20 protein-coding genes are annotated in these 22,170 nt (G+C 71.9%); 2 read left to right on the top strand and 18 right to left on the bottom strand.

The genetic code is table 11. The annotated features are described in order from the left end of the window. Positions 1-15 precede the first annotated feature (15 nt). From ETD83_RS25655 to ETD83_RS25685, 7 genes are all read right to left on the bottom strand, one after another. Positions 16-336, bottom strand: a complete 321-nt coding sequence (locus ETD83_RS25655; RefSeq protein WP_138647764.1) for a hypothetical protein — start codon at positions 334-336, stop codon at positions 16-18. Continuing rightward, complete coding sequence (locus ETD83_RS25660; RefSeq protein WP_138647765.1) at positions 333-1,454, bottom strand: glycosyltransferase family 4 protein; 1,122 nt, start codon at positions 1,452-1,454, stop codon at positions 333-335. The genes ETD83_RS25655 and ETD83_RS25660 overlap by 4 nt, the downstream gene beginning before the upstream one ends. Beyond that, entirely contained in the window at positions 1,454-1,804 is a 351-nt protein-coding gene (locus ETD83_RS25665; RefSeq protein ID WP_138647766.1) for a hypothetical protein, read from the bottom strand. The genes ETD83_RS25660 and ETD83_RS25665 overlap by 1 nt, the downstream gene beginning before the upstream one ends. Further along, positions 1,801-2,532: a hypothetical protein gene (locus tag ETD83_RS25670; RefSeq protein WP_138647767.1), complete on the bottom strand. Its 732-nt coding sequence runs from the start codon at positions 2,530-2,532 to the stop codon at positions 1,801-1,803. Before ETD83_RS25670 ends, ETD83_RS25665 begins: the two co-directional genes overlap by 4 nt. 10 nt (positions 2,533-2,542) lie before the next feature. Continuing rightward, a complete protein-coding gene (locus ETD83_RS25675) occupies positions 2,543-3,706 on the bottom strand; it encodes a glycosyltransferase family 4 protein (RefSeq protein ID WP_230421172.1) in 1,164 nt (387 codons plus the stop codon). Beyond that, the gene (locus ETD83_RS25680; RefSeq protein ID WP_230421173.1) at positions 3,703-4,764 is read right to left on the bottom strand and encodes an NAD-dependent epimerase/dehydratase family protein; all 1,062 of its coding nucleotides are present in this window, start codon (positions 4,762-4,764) and stop codon (positions 3,703-3,705) included. The genes ETD83_RS25675 and ETD83_RS25680 overlap by 4 nt, the downstream gene beginning before the upstream one ends. A 70-nt stretch (positions 4,765-4,834) precedes the next feature. After that, positions 4,835-5,497 carry a TetR/AcrR family transcriptional regulator gene (locus tag ETD83_RS25685; RefSeq protein ID WP_171064429.1) on the bottom strand — a complete coding sequence of 221 codons (663 nt, stop codon included), beginning with the start codon at positions 5,495-5,497 and terminating at the stop codon, positions 4,835-4,837. A gap of 114 nt (positions 5,498-5,611) precedes the next feature. Here ETD83_RS25685 and ETD83_RS25690 point away from each other — a divergent pair, with 114 nt between their 5' ends. Next, complete coding sequence (locus tag ETD83_RS25690; RefSeq protein ID WP_205717886.1) at positions 5,612-5,860, top strand: cupin domain-containing protein; 249 nt, start codon at positions 5,612-5,614, stop codon at positions 5,858-5,860. Positions 5,861-5,870: 10 nt separating this feature from the next. Here ETD83_RS25690 and ETD83_RS25695 read toward each other — a convergent pair whose 3' ends face one another. The 4 genes from ETD83_RS25695 to ETD83_RS25710 form a co-directional block, all read right to left on the bottom strand. Further along, a complete protein-coding gene (locus ETD83_RS25695; protein ID WP_138647769.1) occupies positions 5,871-6,713 on the bottom strand; it encodes an SAM-dependent methyltransferase in 843 nt (280 codons plus the stop codon). A gap of 39 nt (positions 6,714-6,752) precedes the next feature. After that, positions 6,753-8,396, bottom strand: a complete 1,644-nt coding sequence (locus ETD83_RS25700) for an ABC-F family ATP-binding cassette domain-containing protein (RefSeq protein ID WP_138647770.1) — start codon at positions 8,394-8,396, stop codon at positions 6,753-6,755. Between the two features lie 68 nt (positions 8,397-8,464). Continuing rightward, the gene (locus ETD83_RS25705; protein WP_138647771.1) at positions 8,465-9,355 is read right to left on the bottom strand and encodes a DUF4429 domain-containing protein; all 891 of its coding nucleotides are present in this window, start codon (positions 9,353-9,355) and stop codon (positions 8,465-8,467) included. Positions 9,356-9,397: 42 nt separating this feature from the next. Continuing rightward, positions 9,398-11,092 (bottom strand): proline--tRNA ligase, encoded by a 1,695-nt coding sequence (locus ETD83_RS25710; RefSeq protein WP_138647772.1) that lies wholly within the window; start codon positions 11,090-11,092, stop codon positions 9,398-9,400. Positions 11,093-11,168: 76 nt separating this feature from the next. Between ETD83_RS25710 and proS the strand changes: the two genes are divergently transcribed. Then, positions 11,169-12,617, top strand: a complete 1,449-nt coding sequence (gene proS / locus ETD83_RS25715; protein ID WP_230421174.1) for a proline--tRNA ligase — start codon at positions 11,169-11,171, stop codon at positions 12,615-12,617. A gap of 90 nt (positions 12,618-12,707) precedes the next feature. Here the strand turns inward: proS and ETD83_RS25720 are convergent, their stop codons facing one another. The 7 genes from ETD83_RS25720 to ETD83_RS43885 all read right to left on the bottom strand — a co-directional run. Beyond that, positions 12,708-13,217 (bottom strand): DUF6328 family protein, encoded by a 510-nt coding sequence (locus ETD83_RS25720; RefSeq protein WP_138647773.1) that lies wholly within the window; start codon positions 13,215-13,217, stop codon positions 12,708-12,710. Positions 13,218-13,268: 51 nt separating this feature from the next. Then, the gene (locus ETD83_RS25725; RefSeq protein WP_138647774.1) at positions 13,269-15,272 is read right to left on the bottom strand and encodes a SpoIIE family protein phosphatase; all 2,004 of its coding nucleotides are present in this window, start codon (positions 15,270-15,272) and stop codon (positions 13,269-13,271) included. A 161-nt stretch (positions 15,273-15,433) separates the two neighbouring features. Beyond that, the gene (locus tag ETD83_RS25730) at positions 15,434-16,279 is read right to left on the bottom strand and encodes an ANTAR domain-containing protein (RefSeq protein ID WP_230421175.1); all 846 of its coding nucleotides are present in this window, start codon (positions 16,277-16,279) and stop codon (positions 15,434-15,436) included. Between the two features lie 25 nt (positions 16,280-16,304). Then, entirely contained in the window at positions 16,305-16,727 is a 423-nt protein-coding gene (locus tag ETD83_RS25740) for a CBS domain-containing protein (protein WP_138647775.1), read from the bottom strand. Positions 16,728-17,063: 336 nt separating this feature from the next. Continuing rightward, entirely contained in the window at positions 17,064-17,693 is a 630-nt protein-coding gene (locus ETD83_RS25745) for a sigma-70 family RNA polymerase sigma factor (protein ID WP_138647776.1), read from the bottom strand. Positions 17,694-18,089: 396 nt separating this feature from the next. After that, entirely contained in the window at positions 18,090-21,230 is a 3,141-nt protein-coding gene (locus ETD83_RS25750; protein WP_138647777.1) for a M14 family metallopeptidase, read from the bottom strand. Positions 21,231-21,353: 123 nt separating this feature from the next. Further along, the coding region (locus ETD83_RS43885) for a TetR/AcrR family transcriptional regulator (RefSeq protein ID WP_205717887.1) at positions 21,354-22,170 on the bottom strand (817 nt) is incomplete at its 5' end.

Below are 22,170 nucleotides of genomic sequence, written 5' to 3' on the forward strand. Positions count from 1 at the left end.
GGCATACGAGTGGTCTTAGGGTCTCGTGGGCTCGGAGAGGTGTATAAGAGACAGGCGCAGGAGCCGCGCCAGGTGGGTGACCCTTGGCCCGGCGGGGATGCGCGTCAGGTCGCCTTTCAGCCCGGCGGGAAAGGCGTCGATGATCACCTCGTCCGCGTCCGCGTCGACGGCATCGAGGGCGGGGACGATGCGCCAGCCGCCGGTGACGCGCGGGTCGTCCGCGAAGGGGGAGCCCGTCACCACGGTCACGGGGCCGTCCAGGCGCAGGGTGTGCAGGACGGACCGGAGCCTCGTCAGATGCCCCAGCCCGTCACCGGCCGCGTAGCAGACGATCAACGCACGGAGCCGAGCACGGCGAGATAACCGGCGGTCTCGGCGGCGGGCGTGAAGTCGCGGCGGATGCGCTCCGCGCCCGCGGCGCCGAGCTTCGCGAGCTCCGCGTCGCCGGCCCGTGCCGCCCGGTCGATCGCGGCGCGGCAGGCGTGCGCGTCGCCCGCCGGGAACGCGAAGCCGATCTCGTCGTCGGCCACGTCCGCGAGCCCGCCCCCGTCCGACGCGATGAGCGGCACGCCGAGGGCCGCCGCCTCCAGCGCCACGTTCGGCATCCCGTCGTAGAACGACGGCAGGGCGACCAGGTCGCAGCTCGCGTAGACGGCCGGCAGGTCGTAGCGCTCAAGGAACGGCAGGAACGAGTGCGGGACGGAGCCCTCGCGCTCGGCCAGCCACTCCGTCACCGGCTCCTCGACCTCGCCGACCAGCAGCAGGTGGAACGCCTCCGCGTGCCCGGACGCGGCCAGCGCGTCCAGGAAGAACCCGATGCCCTTCTTGACCTTGAGCTGCCCGATGAGGCCGATCGTGCGGCGCCCCGCCCGGACGTGCTCGTCCCGCCACGCCCGGCCCCGCTCCCGCTCGGACGGCAGGACCCGCCACTGCTCCGTGTCGACGCTGTTGGCCACGAACGTCACCGCCGCGTCCGGGACCAGCGCGGACACCAGCGGCGCGTGCGAGCGCGCGACGACGCACACGCGGGACGAGGCGCGCAGCGCGTCCGCCAGCACGCCGCGGCGCCGCATCGAGAACACGCCGACGTCGATGTCGTTGCCGCGCAGCAGCGTGACCAGCGGCGCGTCCAGCAGCGCGGACAGGACGGGCGCGGCGAGCGTCGCGTACACGCCGCCGAACGCGACGACGTGGGTATAGCCGGTGAGGTCCTCGGCGGTGATCGTCGTCCACAGCCTGCGCAGGGCGTGCTCGGAATCGTCGCCGAGCGGTGCCGGGATCAGGCGTCCGCCTTGCTCGCGGGTGACGCCCCAGGGGCGGGCGCGGCGCGTCAGGTGCGCGACGTCGACCTCCACCCCGGCCGCGCGCAGCCCCCGCACGATCCGGTCGCACGACTGCGACATGCCGCCCCGGCTCGGCGGATAGTGCTCGGTGATCCACAGGACGCGGTGCATCAGCTGTCCACGAAACCGGTGTCGTCGTCGCCCCAGTCGCCGCCGTGCGAGTAGTCGTCGCCCGGGTTGAACGCGCCACGGTCGTATTCGTCGAACGACGAGTACCAGTAGGTGTCGCGATAGGCGTGGGAACTGCTCTGGTAGTAGCGGCGCCGGAAACCGCCCGTCCAGGACGGGTGATGCGGGTCCTGGTTGGTGTAGCCCTGGGCCGTCGCGCATTCGCTGCAGAGCCCGCCCGGCCCGGCGTGCGCGGCGCAGACGGGCCGCGCGCACTGCGGGCACGACGCGACGGCCTGCTGCCCGCAGCGTCCGAGGACGAAGAAACCGGTGGTCACGGTGCAGCGGTTCATGTCGTCGTCCTCCCCATGGCCCGGCCGGGCGGCGTCCAGCGGAACGGCTCCGTCGACACGTGCAGGATCCGGTCGATCAGCTCCGCCTCGCCGAGCGGGCCGGGGAGCTTCCCGTTCGCGCGGAACATCATCCGCCTTCCCTGCTTGACCTGCACCCTGATCCAGGGCGGCGGCGGTGTCCCGGGACGCTGGACGGCCGTGTCCTTCGCCAGCCGCCGGGTGACGCGCACCAGATGCGTCGTCTTCGTCTTCGTCTTGATTTTGATCTTGCCGCGCGGGTTCCGCTTCCGGCGCCGCCGGTAGCGCACCCGGTCGGTGACCGACAGCTCCAGGACGCTCCCGTCCCGCAGCTCCGCCCGCATGCGCAGCCACGGGTCCATCGCGTACCACTGCTTCATCGACAGGACCGGGCGCTGGACGGGCACGTCGTACTGCGGCCCGGTCTTCTCCGGGAGCCGCGGGCCGCGCACGTCCGCCGCGACGGACAGCACCCCGTCCGGCCGCATGTCGGACGCCATGATCCGCAGCATCGGCACGAGGACGCCCGGGACCCGGGCCGGCAGCAGCCACCTCCGCCGCCGGATCTCGGTCCGGTGCCGCGCGAGGCTCTGGATCACCGGCTCCCAGTCGTCGCGCCGCAGCGAGACCGCGAAGCCCTTCTCCAGGGTCAGCGCCCTGTGCAGGGGGTGGAACCGCTCGATGGCGGCCTTCTGCTTACGCCAGAACATGACGAACCACCTATCGATCAGACGGCGCGATCGTACGGTAGACATCGGCCAGCAACGCGCGTGAACGTGTCCAGGTCAGGTCCTGCTCGATGCGCCGCCGGGCCCTGCGGCCCATCGCGGCGGCCTCGTCCGGGTACTCCAGCAGGATCCGGACGGCCCTCGCCAGCTCGGCGGGACGGTCGGCGGGGACGAGCCGCCCATGCTCCCCGTCCGCCATCAGCTCCCGCACCGCCGGCAGGTCGGAGGCGACCACCGGCACGCCCGCCGCCATGGACTCGATCACCTTCAGCGGCGCGCAGCCCTGGTCGAGGTTGCGGGCGCAGCCGGTCAGCGGCGCCACCGAGACCTCGGCGTGCGCGAGCCAGGCCGCGATCTCCCGGTGCGGCAGCATGAACCGCCAGTCGATCCGCCCGGCGACGCCGAGCCGCTCGGCCAGCCGCCGCACCGGCTTCGCCCGCCGTTCCGGGACGGACGCGCAGATCACGAGCCGCAGCTCGGGCAGGTCGGCGAGCCGCGCGAACGCACGCGTCAGGACGTCCAGGCCCTGCCAGGGCTGCAGCGCGCCGACGTACACGACGTAGCGCTCCGGCGCGTCCGCGGGCCGCTGCGGCCGGTCGGGGATCTCCGCCCCGTTCGGGACGAGATGGATCTTGCCGTCCGGCACGCCGAACCGCGCGACGGCCGCGCCGATCACCCGCGACGGCACGACGACGGCGTCGCTGCGCTCCAGGCAGAACCGCTCCAGCTCGCGGATCTTGTCGAGCGTCCTCGGCGCGGCCCACGGCCACGTGTGCGCCATCTCGATCGACGGCAGGCCGTTGACCTCGTACACGACCTTGTGGCGGCGGCCGTCCCCGATCGCCGGCAGCGCGCTCCACGGATCACGGACGTGGCAGACCTCCAGGGTGTCCCGGTGCGGCTCCAGATGTCCCGCGACCCAGCGCGAGAACGCCTCGGCCCGGTCGATGAGGTTCGGCACCTGCGCGTCGAACCGGGCGATCTCCCGCGTCCCCTCCCGCTGGTAGCGCGGCAGGTCACCGCCGCCGAGCACGCCGAGCAGCCCGCCGCCGAACCGCGTGAACAGCTCGTCGGCCATCTGCGCGATGTGCACCGCCGACCCCTTGCTGGACGGGAACCGATCGAACGCGACATAGGCCGCCCGGTGCTTCATCATCCGACCCGCACTCCCTCGGCCCGCCCGTCCTGTGGGGGGCGACCCCCCACACCCCCCGGAAGGGAGCTCCGGGCCGCTTCCCTCCGCTCCGCCGGCGCTCCACTCCGGGAAACGGCCCGGAGCTCTCGATGCCAGGCGATCTGGTCGGTCAGGCCCTCCGCGAGCCCGGTCGTGGCCGTCCATCCGAGAAGCCGCCGGGCCCGGCTCGTGTCGGCCCACGTGCGCTCGGCGTCGCCGGCCACCGGCGCCTCCCGCCGGATCTCCGCCCGGACGCCCAGGACGCCGGTGAGCAGCCCGATCGCGTCCGTGACCCCCACCGGCTCGTCATGGCCGACGTTGACGGCGATCCCGGGCGGAAGCTCCTCGGCCGCCGCGACCAGCGTGGCCGCGACCACGTCCCGGACGTGCGTGAAGCTCCGCGAGCGGCGCCCGTCGCCGAACACCGGCAGCGGGCGCCCGTCCAGCGCCGCCTCGGCGAACCGGTGGAACGCCATGTCGGGCCGCTGCCTCGGCCCGTACACCGAGAAGTACCTGAGCAGGACGGTGCGCAGCCCGTCCCGCGCCGCCAGGCCCGCGAGCCGCTCCACCTCGACCTTGCTGACCGCGTACGGGCTCGCCGGGGACAGCGGGTCGTCCTCCCGGTTCGGCCGCCGACCCGCCGACCCGTACACCGACGAACTCGACGCGACGATCACCCTGGGCCTGCGCCGCGCCGGGCGGCCCATGCAGGACGCGAGCAGCCGCCGCGTCGCCAGCACGTTGTCCCGTTCGGCGACGGCGCGTCCGGCCCCCCACGAGTCGCGGACGCCGGGCCGTCCCGCCAGGTGGACGACGACGTCCGCGGCGGCGACGGCGTCCAGCCCGTGCACCGCGAGGTCGATCTCCGCCGCGACGACCCCGGGACGGGCGGCCACCTCGGCCCACGTCCGCCGCGCCAGGTCCGGGGTCGGTGACCGCCGGGGCGCGTCGACGGCGAGCACCTCATGCCCGGCCGCCGAGAACGCGTCGGCCACATGGCTCCCGATGAACCCCGCCGCACCCGTGACAACCACCCGCACCCGGGCACCCTACCCACCGACGGACCGATGTGGACAGACTCTCCCGTGCCTGGTCACACGGGACACCCCTTCATTTCCGCCGTCTGGCCGCGGCGGAGTTCTTCGCGAAGGCGGCTTCGATGTCGCCCTGCTTGATCTGCGGGCCGGGGACGTCGAGCGGCCCGTCGCCGGCCAGCGAGTTCAGGAAGAGCGTGATCTGGCGCCGCGCCAGGCGCGGCCAGCCGGGCCCGTAGGAGAGGGGCTGGGTGATGAGGGCGGCGAACACGATGACGTCGGTGGCGTTGACGTCCGCGCGGATGGTGCCGTCCGTCCGGCCGCGGTCGAGGAGTTCCTCCAGGCGGTGATCGATCGTCTGGCGGGCCCGCACCGCCTCCGGTGTCATCAGGGGCGGCGCGCCGTGCAGCGGCAGGACGAGCTGGTCACCGGCGGCGAAGCAACGAGACAGGTATTCGCCGATCGCCGCCAGGCCCGTGCAGCGCAGCTCGCCGATCTCGTCCAGGATGCCGACGAGCAGGTCGTAGGCGCGGTGTTCGAGCGCGTGCAGGAGGGCCTGCCGGTCGGCGTACCTCCGGTACAGCGTCCCGATGCCGACCCCGGCCTCGGCGGCGATGGCGGCGAGCGGGGCGTCGCGTCCCTCCCGCAGCATCACGGTGACGGCCGCGGCGAGCAGCCGCTCCCGGTTGGCCTCGGCATCGCGGCGCGGCCGGCGCCGCGTCCCGCCGCCTTCGCTCATGGGACGCCTCCTCCTCTCCCGATCAACGGTAGCCCGGGGCGGCGGGGAATCAGCTCGGGCCGCCGCACGTTGAAACGGACGAAATGTTCCGCTTAACCGGCCCCATCGAGAAGGGTGAAGAACGATGTCCATTCCGTGGGCGGGATCGTCTACCTGCCGCGCAACATCCCGCACGGCTACCGCATCACCTCCGACCGGGCCGACCTGCTCATGATCGCCACGCCAGGCGGGATCGAGGGGATGTTCCGCCAGGCCGGGCGCGACCTGTCCACGCCAAGGCCGGACGGGTTCGAGATCTCCAAGGAGGCCCTGTCGGCCGCCGCCGACGCCTACGGCCAGGTCGTCGTCGGCCCGCCGCGCTGAGCCCGCCGGGTCACGGCTTGCGCGCGACCGCGCCGTACCCGTGGACGTGCTCGGGTTCGGGTTCGGCCTGGTCGGGCCGCCACCGCGAGATGGTGACCAGGCCCGGCTCGACCTTCTCCAGACCGTCGAAGTAGGCGTCGAGCTGCTCGACGCTGCGCAGGTTGTAGGGCACGGTGCCCGACTCGGCGTACCTCTCGGTGCTGCGCCGGGCGGCCTCGGAGGTGTCGGTGCAGTCCCAGAGCACCAGGAAGCTGCCCGAGGGCACGCCCGCCATCGTGTCGGCCACGACCTTCTTCGCGGTCGGGTAGTCCTGGCAGAACCCGAGCACGCCCATGAACATCACCGCGACCGGCTCGTTGAAGTTCAGGACGTTGGCGGCCTCGTCGAGGATCTGCCGCGGATTGTGGAAATCGGCGTCGAGGTAGCCGGTGACGCCCTCGGGGGTCGTGCCGCGCATCAGGGCGCGCGCGTGGACGAGCACCATCGGGTCGTTGTCGACGTAGACGATGCGCGAGTCGGGCGCGGTCTGCTGGGCGATCTGGTGGGTGTTGGACTCGGTGGGCAGCCCGGCCCCGATGTCCAGGAAGTTACGGATCTTCTCTTCGGCGGCCAGGTACCGCACGGTGCGGATCAGGAACCGGCGGCCCTCCCGGGCCTGCTGGATGAGCTCCGGGTTCACCGCCGTGGTGGCGTCCCCGACGACCCGGTCGACCTCGTAGTTGTCCTTGCCGCCCAGCCAGTAGTTCCACGTCCGCGCGGGGGAGGGGACGTCGGTCCGGAACCGGGCCTGGGCGTCGTCGGGCAGGCGGGGAGGCTGATCCGCCGGTGGAGAGCCGCCGGGGGGTCGGGGCATCGTCGACTCCTCGCATCATCGTGTCCGCCTGTCAGGATCCTACGACGGGCGGGTGACGCGGGCTTCGTTCCAGATCGGTCCAGGCGATTCGTAGACGGAACCGTCGGCGCCGAAGACCAGGTAGCGGTCGAACGAACGGGCGAACCAGCGGTCGTGGGTCACGGAGACAACGGTGCCTTCGTAGCTCTCCAGGCCCTCCTGGAGCGCATCGGCGCTGGCGAGATCGAGGTTGTCGGTGGGCTCGTCCAGGAGGAGCAGCGTGGCGCCGCCCAGCTCCAGAAGGAGGATCTGCAGGCGGGCCTGCTGGCCGCCGGAGAGCGTTTCGAAAGGCTGTTCCGCGCAGTGGTTGAGCTCGTAGCGGGTCAGGGCGTTCATCGCGTCGTTGCGGAGGCGGGCGTGCTCGGTCATGACGATCTCGCACGGGGTGCGTCCGGCCAGGTCGGGACGGGCGTGGGTCTGCGCGAACAGGCCGGGGACGACGCGGGCGCCGAGGCGGGCCCGGCCGGTGTGGGCGACGGGCGCGGCCGGGGACGCGCCGCGCGGAAGGGTCTCCGCGACGGCGGCGAGCAGGCGCAGGAAATGCGATTTGCCCGAGCCGTTGGAGCCCAGCACGGCGACGCGTTCGCCGAACCAGATCTCGGTGTCGAAGGGCTTCATGAGGCCCGTCAGTTCCATGCCCTCGCAGATCACCGAGCGTTTTCCCGTGCGTCCGCCGCGAAGGCGCATCTTCAGGTTCTGGTCGCGGGGCGCAAGCTCCGGGGGGCCCGCTTCCTCGAACTTGCGAAGGCGTGTCTGGGCCGCCCGGTAGCGGGACGCGAAAGAGTCATTCGTCGTGGCCTTGTTGCGGAGGGTGTTGACCAGTTCCTTGAGTCTCGCGTGCTCCTCATCCCAGCGGCGGCGCAGTTCCTCCAGACGTTCGTTGCGGTCGCGCCGGGCGGCGGCATAGGTCGAGAAACGGCCGCCGTGGATCCAGACCCGGCACGCTTCGACGGTGACGATCCGGTCGGCGGAACGGTCGAGAAGCTCGCGGTCGTGCGACACCAGCAGGACGGTTTTGGACGTTTCCCGCAACCGTTCTTCGAGCCACCGCTTGGCGGGGACGTCCAGATAGTTGTCGGGCTCGTCCAGGAGAAGGACTTCGTCAGGGCCGCGCAACAGCGCTTCCAGCGCCAGCCGTTTCTGCTCGCCGCCGGAAAGGGTGCGGACCTCGCGCCACCGGCAGGAGTCGTACGGGACGCCCAGGGCCGCGACGCAGCAGGCGTCCCAGAGCACCTCGATCTCGTAGCCGCCCGCGTCGCCCCAGCCGGAGAGCGCCGTCGCGTAGCGGAGCTGGGTCGGCTCGTCATCGCGTTCCATCATCGCCAGCTCGGCCGCCTCGACCGCCGCCGCTGCCTCGCGGACCCTCGGCGGCGCGACCGACAGCAGCAGATCGTGCACGGACGACTCGTCCCGCATACCCCCGATGAACTGCCGCATCACGCCGAGCCCGCCGCTGTGCGCGACGGTCCCCTCCTGCGGCGCGATGTCCCCGGCGATCAGCCGCAGCAGCGTCGTCTTCCCCGCGCCGTTCGGCCCGATGAGCGCGGCGACCACGCCGTCCCCGACGCGAAACGACACGTCGTCCAGCAGGACGCGCCCGTCCGGCAGCGTATGCCGGACGTGCCCGACCTCGACGTGCCCCATGACGATCCCCCCTTTGACCCGTGCCGAGTCTGCGGAGTCTCCGGGCACCCGTCAAACGGTTTTCCTGCTCACATGCGCCGGAGAACGGCCTGCTTCGCGGCGGCGAATTCCTCTTCGGTGAGGATGCCTTCCTTACGCAGATCGCCCAGTTCCCGGAGCCGTCGCAAGAGCGCGTCGTGGTCGTCCGCGGGGGCCGCTTGAGGTTCGGGAAGCGCCGGCACGCCGTCCGCTGCGTCCGGGGGCGTATCGTCGACCGCGTTCGGGTGCGGGAGCCGCGCCACCACGGCCGCGGCGAGCGCGATCGCGGCGGCCGCCTCCTTCTTGAATCCCCACAGCATCATGCAGCGCGGGTCGAGGACGGGCTCCGGCTGTTCGGCGACGCCGTTCATCCGGAAACGCAGGTGGCCGTTGTCCAGGCCGATCGCGGGATGCAGTTCCACGCTCTCCATTTCCCGCAGTGGCAATTGCTGGGGCCCGGCCGTCCTCTTGGCGGTCTCGGCCATCCAGTTCCACTCCAGCCGGACCGATTCGCCGTCGAACGCCGCCGATCCGTCACCCCCGGACGCGCGGACCGGCACATCCGGCCCGGGAAGCAGATAGCGGTCGACCGGACCGGTGCCGACCTCCTCGATCAGCAGCGAATTCCGCACCTCGTCCACAAGGTATTCGGCGACCTGCGACCGGCGGCCCTCCACGTTCAGCCGGTACGGATCGGACGATTCGTTCAACGCGCCCGCGGCGGCCTGCAGCAGCGGGTCGGCGCCCTGCCGCAGCCGCACGCGCACGACGCCGCCCTTGGCCCCCGACTCGACCGCGATTCCGGCGACCGCCTCCAGCGGGACGGCCAGCTCCCCGAGCAGGCGCCGCAGCCGGTGCACGCCGCGTCCGTTGCCGGGCACGATGCGCAGGACCTCGCCGTCGAACGTCCAGGTGCCGTCGGTTCCGATGATCTCTGCCATGGCCTCTTTCCGATGGATCGACCCCGTGCGGTCCCACCATTGTCAGCGACCGGCGAGGGTCCGGACGCGGGAGACGACGGCGTCCAGCGGCACCTTCTCCGTCTCGCCGGTTGCGCGGGCCGTGACCTCGGCGACCCCCTCCGCGAGGCCGCGGCGGCCGATCGTGACGCGGAACGGGATGCCGGTCAGCTCGGCGTCGCGGAACTTCACGCCCGCCCGCTCGGGACGGTCGTCGATCACGACCTCGACGCCCGCCGACGACAGCGCCGCGTAGACGTCCTCGGCGGCCTTGGCGACATCGGCGTCGTCGGACTGCGCGGCCACGACGGCGACCTGGAACGGCGCGACCGACAGCGGCCAGACGATGCCGCGCTCGTCGTGGTGCGTCTCGACGATCGCGGCCATCGCGCGCTCGATCCCGATCCCGTAGCTGCCCATGATCACCGGGACGCGGCGGCCGTCCGGGGCCAGGACCTCGACGCCGAGGGCGCGGGCGTAGCGGTCGCCGAGCTTGAAGATGTGCGCGACCTCGATGGCCCGCCGGATCTCCAGGCGCTCGCCGCAGCGGGCGCAGCGCTGCCCCGCCTCGACCTCGCGCAGGTCCGCCCACAGGCCGACGTCGATGTCGCGGCCGACGTCGACGCCGCGCAGGTGGACGTCGTCGGTGTTGGCGCCGGTGAACATGTCGCGGCGGCCGCGGAGCGCCTCGTCGGCGAGCACGGGCAGCGACACGCCGACCGCGCCGAGGCTGCCGGGCAGCGCGCCGAGCGCGTCCCGGATCTCGGCCGGGTCGGCGGCGCGGATCTCGGCGGCGCCCGTCGCGTCCACGAGCTTCTGCTCGTTGAGCGGGTGGTCGCCGCGCAGCAGGACGAGCGTCAGCGTCCCGTCCAGGATGTAGACGAGCGTCTTGATCTGCCGGTCGCCGGGCGCGCCGTACGCCAGAAGATCTTCGATGGTGCGGACGCCGGGGGTGTCGAAGCGCTCGGGGGAGGGGAGGCCGGGCCCGTCGGACGCGGCGGGCAGGACGGACGTCGCGCGCTCGATGTTCGCCGCGTAGCCGCACCCCGGGCACCGGACGACCAGGTCCTCGCCCACCTCGGACGGGCACATGAACTCGGTCGACCCGGACCCGCCCATCGTCCCGCTGGACGCCTCGCACGGCAGCGCCGGGACGCCGAGCCGCTCGAAGATCCGCGTGTAGGCGCCGTGGTACGCCTCGAACGAGGCGTCCAGCCCCGGACGGTCCACGTCGAAGCTGTAGGCGTCCTTCATGGTGAACTCGCGGGTCCGCATGAGGCCGCCCTTGGGGCGCGGCTCGTCCCGGAACTTCGTCTGGAACTGGTACCACTGCTGCGGAAGCTGCCGGTAGGAGTTCAGCTCGCGGGCGACCGTCGCGAAGATCTCCTCGTGCGTCATGCCGAGCGCGTGGTCGGCGCCGCGCCGGTCCTGGAGGCGGAACATCTCCTGGCCCATCAGCTCCCAGCGGCCCGAGCGCCGCCACGGCTCGGCCGGGTGCAGGGCGGGCAGCAGCATCTCCTGCGCGCCGATCGCGGCCATCTCCTCCCGCACGATCCCGATGATCTTGGCGCGGACGCGGACGGCCAGTGGCAGCAGCGAGTAGTGGCCCGCGGTGAGCTGCCGGACGTAGCCCGCCCGCAGCAGCAGCCGGTGGCTCGGCGCGTCCGCCTCGGCGGGATCGTCGCGGAGCGTGGGCGCGAACATCTGGGACCAGCGCATCACGCGAGGGTAGCGAAGCGCCCGTGAGCGGGTGAAAGCGTTCGTGCCCCGTCGCGGCAGTCAGTACCCTGTGGCCGTGAGTCGAGAAGGTGTGACGCCGCAGAGCGAGGATTTCTCCGCCTGGTACAACGAGCTGGTCGTGCAGGCCCAGCTCGTCGACCGCGGACCGGTTCGCGGCACGATGGTCATCCGGCCGTACGGCTACCGGGTGTGGGAGCTGCTCCAGGCCGACCTGGACCGGCGCATCAAGGACGCGGGGCACGACAACGCGTGCTTCCCGATGCTCATCCCGGAGTCCTACCTCAAGCGCGAGGCCGAGCACGTCGAGGGCTTCTCCCCCGAGCTGGCGGTCGTGACGCACGCGGGCGGCAAGGAGCTGGACGAGCCGCTGGTCATGCGGCCGACGTCCGAGACCGTCATCGGCGAGTACATGGCCAAGTGGATCGACTCGCACCGCGACCTGCCGCTGCTGCTGAACCAGTGGGCGAACGTCGTCCGCTGGGAGATGCGGCCCCGGCTGTTCCTGCGGACGACCGAGTTCCTCTGGCAGGAGGGCCACACCGCGCACATCGACGAGGCCGACGCGATGCGCGAGACGATGTGGGCGCTGGACGCCTACGCGGGCGTCGCGCAGGAGCTCGCGGCGATGCCGGTGGTCGCGGGGGAGAAGACGCCGGGCGAGCGGTTCGCGGGCGCCGTCCGGACGTACACGATCGAGGTCATGATGCGGGACGGCCGGGCCCTGCAGTCCGGGACGTCGCACTACCTCGGCACCAACTTCGCCAAGGCGTTCGAGATCCAGTACCAGGACGAGGCGGGCAGGCTGACCCTCGCGCACACCACGTCCTGGGGCATGAGCACCCGCATGATCGGCGGCGTGATCATGACGCACGGCGACGACAAGGGGCTCGTCCTGCCGCCGCGGCTCGCGCCGTACCAGGTCGTGATCGTCCCGATCGGGCGCAAGGAGCAGGGCGAGCAGGCCGCGGCGGAGGCCCGCCGGCTCGGCGCGGCGATCAAGTCGATGGGCATCCGCGTCCACGTGGACGACAACCGCCCGCAGCTCTCGCCGGGGTTCAAGTACAACGAGTGGGAGATGCGCGGCGTCCCGGTCCGGATCGAGCTGGGCATGCGCGACATCGAGGCCGGGGTGGGCACCCTCGTCCGGCGGCTGCCCACCGTCGAGGGGCAGGGCAAGGAGCAGATCCCGCTGGCGAAGCTGCCCGAGCTGCTGCCCGGCATCCTCGCCGACTTCCAGTCGTTCCTGCTGGCCAGGGCCGAGCGGTTCCGCGACGACCACACCGCCGTCGTGGACGGCTGGGACGCGTTCACCGCGCAGGTCGCCACCGGGTGGGCGCGGGCGTTCCACTGCGGCGACACGGCCTGCGAGGACGACATCAAGGCCGAGACCGCCGCGACGCCCCGGGTCATCCCGGCCGACGCGCCCGAGGAGACGGGCGAGTGCGTGAAGTGCGGGCGCCCGTCCGACTACGGCAAGCGCGTCATCTTCGGCCGCGCCTACTGAGCCACGGCGCCTGCTGAGTGCGGTGACGCCAGGGCCCTGGCCGCGCGGGGCGCGGTCAGGGCCCTGGCTGGATCAGCGGCCCGGCGGGGCTCAGGGGTCGTCGTCGCCGTCCGTACGGTCCTTGGCGGTCATCCGCGTCATGTAGGGCTGGACGAACCAGGCCCACCCGCACAGCGCCAGGACGATCACGGCCGTGACGACCGTCAGCGCCGCCTCCTCCTCCAGCGTCTCGATGATCAGCGTCGTGGCGGCGGTGATCGAGACGCCGAGCGCGAACGCGCCGAGGATCCCGAACCGGTTCGCGCGCTTGATCAGCAGCGCCTTCTGCCCGAGCTGGAACAGGATCCGGTGCTGGAACACGGGCGCGATGAAGCAGATGGACGCGAGCGCGGCACCGAACAGCGAGATGTAGAACAGCTTCAGGCCGTGGCCGTCCACCTTGTCGAATCCGGCGGCGAACGGGACCGTCAGCAGGAACGCGAACATTACCTGCACGCCGGTGACCGCGACGCGGAACCCCTGGAGGAGCTCCATCAGCTGCCGGTCGAGCCGTTCGTGCCGGGTCTCGTTGCGCGGTTTGTCCGAGGGATCGACGCTCATGAACCCGACTTACCCCGCAAAAAGGTGATCAGTCGGGCAAGGGCCCCCCGGTCAGGCGAGGGACGGGGGCTCCACGCGCAGCGCGAGCATCGACACGTCGTCGCGCAGATCGCCGTCGCAGTACTCCAGCAGCGCCCGCTCCACCCCGGCGAGCATCCCCTGCGGGGTGTCGCCCGCGTGCGCGGCGAGCGCCTCCAGCAGCCGTTCCTGGCCGAACTCCTGCCGCATCATGTCGCACGCCTCCAGGACGCCGTCCGAGTGCAGGAAGAGCGTGTCGCCGACGGTGAGGTCGACCGAGTCCAGGCCGGGCTCGAAGTCCTCGAACAGGCCGAGCGGGACGCCGCCGCGCGACGCCGACCTGATCACCCCGTCGGCGCGGACCACGACCGCCGGGGGATGGCCCGCCGTGCCCAGCGACACGATGATCTTCTCGGTCTCCATGGTCAGCCCCGCCATCACGGCGGTGACGAACCGGTCCTCGTCCAGCAGCGCCTCGTTCACGATCCCGAGGACGTCGCCCGGCCGCGCCTTCCACCGCGACGCCAGCCGCACACAGTGCCGGGCCGTCGCCGTCACGGCCGCCGCGTCCTCGCCCTTGCCGCACACGTCGCCGAGGACCAGGCCCCAGCCGTTCTCGGTGCGGAACACGTCGTAGAAGTCGCCGCCGACCTCCGAGCCGTGCGTCGCCGTCAGGTACTTCGCCGCCACGGTCACGCCCGGGATGGACGGCAGCGTCTTCGGCAGCAGCCCCGCCTGCAGCGTCTCCGCGACCTCGGCGCGGCGCCGGTACAGCCGCGCCGCCCTGATCACGAGGGCCAGGTACCGTCCGAGGCGCTGGACGACCCCGAGGTCCATGAGGTCGAACGGGCCGTAGTCGCCGCTCGCCGCGAGCGTGATCGTCCCGATGGCGCGGTCGCCGTCCTCGATCGGGACGCTCAGCACCGACGTCGCGCCGATCTTGCCGCAGACGGGATGGCCGTCCGGGCAGATTCCGAGGACGTCCAGGTTCTCCACATGCGGCCGCAGCGCGCTCTGCCGGGTGACGAACACGGTGTGCGGCAGGGTGCCCTCGGCCGGGTCGACCTCCTCAAGCGTCCGGGCGGCCTCGATGGAATGCTCGTCGTCCGGGCCCATCACGACCTGCCGGCGCAGCAGCGGCGCCGGGCGGGCCGCCGTCCCCGCCGCGTGGGCACCGCCCTGCGGTGCCGCTCCCGGGCCGCCGTTGGGCCCGGTCAGGTCGATGAACGCCCAGTCGGCCAGCTCGGCGGCCAGCAGCCGGGCGCACCGCCGGACCGCGACCGTCTCGTTGAAGACGGGCTCGTCCAGCAGCAGCTCGCTCGCGGTGGCGAGGACGTCCATCCGGTGGACGATCGTCGCGACCGTCTCGTCGTCGGGCGGTGCACTCTGCCCGGCCCTCGCCTGCGCCGACCCCGTCGCCTCCCGCCCGCTCTTGGCGCGTTCCGCCGGGACGGCCTCGTCGATGGGCGTGTCCGTCGAACCGGCGGCCACCACGACCATCGGGTCCGGTTCGCCGCGGATCCACACGCGGGCCAGGGTCACCACCGCGTCGACCGGACGGTCCCGGCCGAGGAACCTGACCTGGACGCGGCGGCGCCGTCCCGTCCGGACGACCGCGGCCAGCTGCGACCGCACCGCGGCGCGGGTCGCCATGTCGCAGAACGCCGTGAACTGCTTGCCCGACACGTACCCCGACGACGTGCCGAGCATCGTCGCCGCCTGCCGGTTCACCCGCCGGACGCTCGTGTTGCGGTCCAAGAGGAACAGCGGGACGGGCGCGTCCTGGAAGACCGTGCGCAGCACGCGCCGCTCGGTCTCGGCCGCGGCCGACCCGCCCTGCTCGCCGATGTGCTCGGTGCCCATCGTCCGCAGCGCCGTCAGCGCCAGCTCCAGCTCGACCAGCGCCGCGTCCAGGGTCGCCCGCAGGTCGGGCTGCCGCAGGCCGGCGGCCTGGCGCAGCTCGCCGATGCGCCCTTCGAGATCGGAGATCTCACGCATCAGGGACTCGGGTTCGAGCTGGTCGGGCTGATCGTGCATCTGGTCTGCCTCTCGTCCGCGTCACACGGGAACCAGGCCGGCCGCCGCTCGCGCGGGGCCGGACCACGATCGCCGGTACCGCTCCGCGCGGCCCGGCAGTGCGCAGCTTATGCGCCTCACCCGCATGCGCCTAGATTCATGGTCCCGCCCAGGCCGCTGACCTAGGGAAGGCCCTGATGACCGACGATACGCTGGGCGAGCGCGGTGAGCTTCACGTGACGCGTCTGCGAGATGCGCCGCAGCTCCGCGAACGCCTCGTCAGCGTCGCAGCCCAGGGCGTGCATCAGAATTCCCTTCGCCTGATCGACGACGGCCCGCGCCTCCACCGCCTCCTGCAACTGGACGGCGGTGCGGTGCACGTCGTCGTACTGCCGGGTGTTCGTCACCGCCGCGCTGCCCTGGGCGATCAGCAGGGACGCGAGCGCCTGCCGCTCAAGGGAGATCGCCTTCGGCGTCACCCCGTAGAGGGTCAGCGTGACGAGGACGGGCGGGTTCAGATGCGGCGTCGTGGTGAAGCATCGCACCCCGCGCCGCAGCATGTCGGACATCGCCTCCGGCCAGCGGGTCTCCCCGAGGATGTCGTCCGATGCCAGCGCCCGGCGGTCCATGACCACGTCGAAGATCGGCCCACGGCCGCGGGAGAGCTGCCGGTCGGTCACCTCGGCGAGGTCCGGATGGCTGGCGGCGGCGGCCAGCGGCTCCGGCCTGATCTCCTCCGGCGCCGGGACGTCCGGCGGGGCGGCGTCGGGCCCGGGGTCCGGCGGCGGGACGCGCGGGACGTCCTGGGCGGCGTCCGGCGGCAGCCCGAGCGCCGAGCCCGGATCGTTCCCTGGCATCTCCGGCAGCGCCCAGCGGACGCTCGCCGCGCCCGCGCACCCCGGAACGGCGCGCGAGGCCAGCTCCGTCACCCGGTACAGGGTGCCGATGTCGGACGACTCGCCGACCATTCCCAGCCGGGCGATCTCCAAAGCGAGCTGGTCGGTCAGGACCGTTTCGGAGGGCCTCACCCTTCCGACACTATCCTGCGCCCGCTCAATTGTTCGGCGGCGCCTTGCTGATCTCCGACAGCGGCCCGACCTGACCGTCGGCCATGGCGAGGTCGCCGATGCAGATGATGCCCACGGGGCGCTGCTCGTCGTCCACCACGGGCAGCCGCCGGACGGCCTGCTCCGACATCAGCCGCGCCGCCGTTCCGGTGTCGTCATAGGGACGGACGGTCGTCAGCTCCGCCGTGCACACGTCACCGAGGGGGGTGAGGGAGGTGTCCCGGCTCTCGGCGACGGCCCGTACCACGATGTCCCGGTCGGTGATCACACCGCACAGCCGTCCGGCGTAGGTGACCAGGACGTCCCCGATCCCCTCGTCCCGCATGATCCGAGCGGCCTCGTACAGCGTCGCGTCCAGCGGCAACGTCAGCGGCTCCACCGTCATGACATCGCTGACCCTTGGTGGCATCGCGCGTACATCCTTCGTGTCTATCGCGTCCCCCTCCGCCTTCGGCCCTGCCGGGCCTCCGTCATCGGGAAACGCGGTGCGATCGCATCGCTCCGTCTCGTCTGGGCGGTTCGCTGCGCGATCAGGTTCTCGCTCCGCTCGAACCTGGCTTCGCTCGCGATCGCGACTGTTGGGGTTGTTGCGGGGTGGCGGCCGTGGCTGGGGTCGACGCGTACCGCACGATTTGTGGCTCGGTACCCGCTGCGCGATCCCTCATGCACCGAAAAGGGGCGATCCCGCAACCACGGGTGGTCGCGGGATCGGATGATGCCACGTGGCCTGGGCGGTGCCCAGGGGCTATGCAGCGAGCACGTGAGCCGCGCGGTGGTCGGCCAAGGACTCGCGGAGCTGCTTGCGGCCGCGGTGGAGGCGGGACATGACCGTGCCGATGGGGGTGCCCATCATCTCCGCGATCTCCTTGTACGGGTAGCCCTCGACGTCGGCGAGGTACACGGCGTCGCGGAAGTCCTTGGGCAGGGCGCGCAGGGCGGCGACGACCCCGGAGTCGGGGATGCGGTCGAGCGCCTCCGACTCGGCGGAGCGGAAGCCGGACGAGTGCGCCTCGGTCTGGGCGAGCTGCCACTCCTCCAGCTCCTCGGAGCCGGCGCGCTGGGGCTCGCGCTGCTTCTTGCGGTAGGTGTTGATGAAGTTGTTGGTGAGGATGCGGTGCAGCCACGCCTTGAGGTTCGTGCCCTCCTGGAACTGGTGGAAGTTCACGTAGGCCTTGGCCAGGGTCTCCTGGACGAGGTCTTCGGCGTCGGCGGTGTTGCGGGTCATGCGGACGGCGCTGGCGTACAGCGGGTCGGCGAGCGGCAGGACGTCGCGCTCGTAGCGCTGCGTGCTCTCGACGGTCACCGTGTCGTCGGCGGTGCGGGCGGCGCGGGTGTTCTTCGCTCCGCGGCGGACAGGTGTGGTGACAGCGGTCATCGTCGCTCCCCGTAGGTAGTGGCCCCTTGGCGGGCCGGTTGCTGGCGCGTGTTCGGGGGCACGCGCGGACCGGGCGGACGAGCCGCCCACCGTCAGGTAATACGTGCCACCGTTCCCGGCGGGTTCGCTCCCGTACCCCGCATCGGGAGGGGCCGGGGCGTTGTGCGTCGCGATCGGCGATGCCAGGGCGACCCCGTTCTACGGGACGTCGCGGGCTGTGCTCGATCAGGGGGTGTCACCCGCCGGTGTACTTCCTGCCCAGTAAGACGCCTGGGAGGGGCCGGATGGTTGCACGTGGCCGCGTGTCGTTCGTCACATGGAGCTGCGCGTTCTCTGATCTTGCGGTATAGAGCCCCGGGAACCCGGAGGGGGCGGGCTCCCGGGGCTCGGCCTGGATCAGTCGATCAGGTGCCGGAGCGCCCTGATCATCAGTGTCCGCTGGTCAGCGGCCTGCTCGATGCCGAACCCGAGCAGGACCGTGTCCCTGGTCGCGACCGACGAGACGGAGTCGATCTGGGCCTGGGAGCGGGTGTACTCGGCGCCGTTTCCGGGGCTTCCGGCCGGGGCGCCCTGGACGGTCCAGGCGCCGAGGCCGGTCTCGAAGCCCTCGGCGTCGGGCTGGCCACCGGACGTGGTGACCTTGGTGTCGTCGATGAAGAGTCCGGTCCCTCCGGAGCCGGGGTCGCTGACGTAGGAGATGGACACCTCGACCTTCTTGCCCGCGTACGCGGACAGGTCGTAGGCGACCGGGACCCAGCCGTTGGAGTTGCCGGTGATGGCGTTCCACTGGCCGGACGATCCGGTGTTGCCGCAGGGGTTGCCCCTGGTCAGGTAGTGGCCGAGGAATGGATGCATGTCGAGGAGGTAACCCTGCTCGCACTGCTCCGGAACCGTCGTCTTCGACAGGCCGTTCTTCTCGGGCAGCGTCGTCCAGTCCTCGGCGCCTGCGGTGTGCGCCTCCAGGATGATGTTGTCGAAGCCCGTCTCCGTGCTGTAGGAGAGCTGGGCCTGCAGGGCGGGCGCCTGCGCGGCGGTGACCGAGGACAGGTCGATCGTCCTGGTCAGGCGCCGGTAGAGGCCGTCCTGATGCGGTCCGGCGACGTACCACTGGCCCTCGACGGGCTCGGTGGGCGCCGCCGCGCCCGTGTAGTCGCCGGCCTTCCAGCTGGTGAACTGCGGGAAGTCGGCCTTGGGCAGGACGGTCGAGGTCACCTGGAAGCCGCCCGCCTCGTTCAGCGGGTTGGACGCGGGGCCCTGCAGCTTCGACGTGACGTCGTCGAACGGCGCCTGCGTCCCGGTGAACGCGGTCGGTGCGCCGACGCGCTGCCGGTCGTACGCCCCCAGGTAGTACTGGAAGAAGTCGTCCGACAGCAGTTCGCAGTCGTCGCGGAAGTTGCTGGTGACCACGCAGGGCCGTTCCGGATGGCCCTTCAGCCCGTAGTAGATGCCGCCGCCGTTGAGGCGGCTGACGGGGCCGTAGTACCCGGCCGTCTCACCGGTGTGCAGGAGTTTCCCGCCCTCGTTCAGGTAGGAGCGGACGGAGAGGAGCAGGTCCTTCGCCCGGTCCGCGACCTGCGAGTCGGGCTGGTCGCCGAGGTAGGTCTTGATCGGGTCGTCGGCGGCGTCCTGGGTGAGCCGGTTGTCGCCCAGGTACCAGACGACGGCGTCGAAGTGCTTCAGCACGCCGAGGTCGTGCGGGACGCCGTCCTTGTCGATGTCCCAGACGAGCGGCTTGTGCCGGGCGGCCTTGACGAGGTCGGCGTACTGCTGGGCGTAGCGGGGCTTGTTCGTCCCCGGCGGGTACGTCGGGTTGACGCCGGTGTAGTCCTCGTCCGCGATGATCAGGACATCCGCCTTCTGCTGGTCGCGGACGGTGTAGGTGAAGTGCTTGCTCTCGACCCGTTTCCGGCCCTTCTGGCCGGTGAACCACACCTCGACCTTGTCACCGGGCCGCTGCCTGATCTTGCCCCGGTACTCGGCGTAGTACGTGTCGTTCTCGTCGCCGAACCGTTCGCCGCCCTGCCATTCGCGCACGTCGGCGCCGCGCTCGCGGCCGCCGTTGATCCGGTAGCGCAGCTCCTTGTGGCGCAGCGACCGGCGGATCACCGAGGCGACCTCCTGCGAGGTGCCGTAGGACGTGGTGAACGCGTCGGTCTCGAAGTCGGGCGCGGTGCGTCCGACGGCCGACACCGGCTCGTCCGGCGTGCGCGCGGACTTGGCGACCGAGAACGCGAACGGGATGTTCTTCTGGAACTCCTTCTGGATGAGCGTCTCGTCGTCCGGGAACTCGAAGCCGCTGGCGCAGTCGCCGGGCTCCCACTCGTCGTCCGGGTCGGACCGCGCGGCCGACTCGCAGGTCGCCATCTCCGGCGTGATCGACAGGGCGCCGTAGACGTTGTCGGCCTGGCCGTCGGTGTCGCCGTTGGTGGTGTACAGCTGGGCGCCCAGCTCGGGGGTGTAGCCGGGGACGGCCGGGTGGTCGATGTCGCCGAGCAGCGCGTCGTGGATCGCGTCGTCCGGGCTGCGGGTCAGGGCCTGCCAGCCCACGCCGTGCAGCAGCAGCTCCGCCGCCGAGTGGTAGTTGACCAGATAGGCGGGACGGACCTTCTTGTAGAGGCCGATCTGCGCCTGGGTCTCGGGCTCGGAACCCGGCGCCGTGCCGCGGTAGGTCTGGCTGGTGCGCAGGCTGGACGAGCCCTCGTTGTCGTAGCCCCACCTGTAGGGGAAGTTGCGGTTGAGGTCGACGCCGTCCTGGCCGGTGATCTGGCCGTCGCCGTCGTTGTCGCGGACGTTCTTGCGCCAGAGCCGGAACCCGTCCTGGAACGTCAGGTCGTAGCCGTCGACGTTGACGACCGGGACGAACCACAGCTCGGTCGTGTCGACGATCTTGGTGATCTCGGCGTTCTTGCCGTAGCCGTCCACGTAGTGGTGCAGCAGCCGGCGCACCATCTCCGGCGTGATCCACTCGCGGGCGTGCTGGGCGGCCTGGTAGACCACGACGGGCCTGCCGTGCTGCCTCGTGCTGTTCACGTCCTTGGTGAGCCGGACGGCGGTGATCGGCTGGCCCTTGACGGACTTGCCGATGTCCACGGCCTTGGCGATGGACGCGTTGGCGGCGGCGACGTTCAGCAGCTCCTCACGGATGTTCCCGGGCCCGCTGTACGGGCGGAACACCTTGGGTGCGGCGGCGGCCTTCGCGCGCTGGCGCGCGTCCTTGCCGCCGAGCTTCTTCACGGTGAGGCCGAGGCCCTGCCGGTTGAGCGCGGCGGCCTGCGCGGCGCTCATCACGGCTTCGACGTGGACGCTGCCCTTCTCGGCGCTCGTGGAGAACCGGACGTCCTCGCGGTCGAGGCCGAAGCGGTTCAGCAGCTTCACGTGGTCGGGGCTCAGCTCGGCCGCGTAGAGGTCCACGGCGGCGCCGGCGGACGGGGTCTGCGGTGCGGCGTTCGCGGGGGCGGCCACCAGCGCTCCGATCAGGAGCGCGGCGGCAGCGAGGACGGGGGTGAGTCTTCGATGCCGGAGCAATCTGCGCGGCATTGCGCCTCCCTGGCAGGGATCACAATTGGGGTCGCGTGATCTTCTGCCGGGGGACGATGGGTGTCAATGGGGCATTAGTGCACTATGCCGCTTTCGGCCATCCGGGCGGCCGGGCGTGGCCCTTCAGGAGGCCGCCGGCGGGACATGTCCCGCCAGGACGGCGCGGACGAGCCGCGCCGCGAACTCCTCCGGCACGGCGGGGAGCCCGGCACCCGAGGCGACCGCGTCCGGACCGGCGAGGCGCGTCAGGAAGGCGTGCTGCTGGCAGCCTCCGAGCAGGGCCGCCGCGATGAACGGCAGCGGAGCGTCCTCGGTCAGCCGTCCGGCCCGCCGCTCCGCCTCCAGGTACCCGATGAGGGCGCCGTGGCCCATCACCGGACCGCTCATCGGACCCCCTGGAACACCTGCCGGGGGACCACCGGGAGCACCCGGCGGGGGCGCCCCGCCGTCCTGGCCACTCCTGGCCCTCGCCCGTGTCTTGGCGACGCCCTCCTTGTGTGCATCGGCCGGATCGTCCAGTGCGGTGGACGGGCTGTTCGGCGCGGGGCTGTTCTGCGCTGCGGCGGGGCTGTTCTGCGCTGCGGCCGGGCCGTTGTCGCGCAGCCAGGCGATCAGCTCGGGGTCGGCCAGCACGGGCCCGGTCATCGGCAGCAGTTCGCCGTAGAAGCGGACCATGTCGGCGGCCAGCCGGACGAGGTTCTCCTCCACCGTCCGCTGCCCCGCCGATGCGTGAAGCGCCTCCATAGCCGTGCGCGCCGTTCCCGTCACCTCGCCCAGGGCCGCGGCGAAAAGCGCGGTCTTATTGGCGAAGTGGTTGTAGAGGCTGCCCTCGGAGACGCCCGCGCTGCGCGCGATCTCCTTGGTCGTCGCGGCGACGATCCCGCGCGCGCGGATCACCTCCACCGCCGCCGCCAGGATCCGCTCCCGCATGGGCCTGGCC

The sequence above is a fragment of the Actinomadura soli genome (genome assembly GCF_005889715.1).
GTDB lineage: Bacteria > Actinomycetota > Actinomycetes > Streptosporangiales > Streptosporangiaceae > Spirillospora > Spirillospora soli.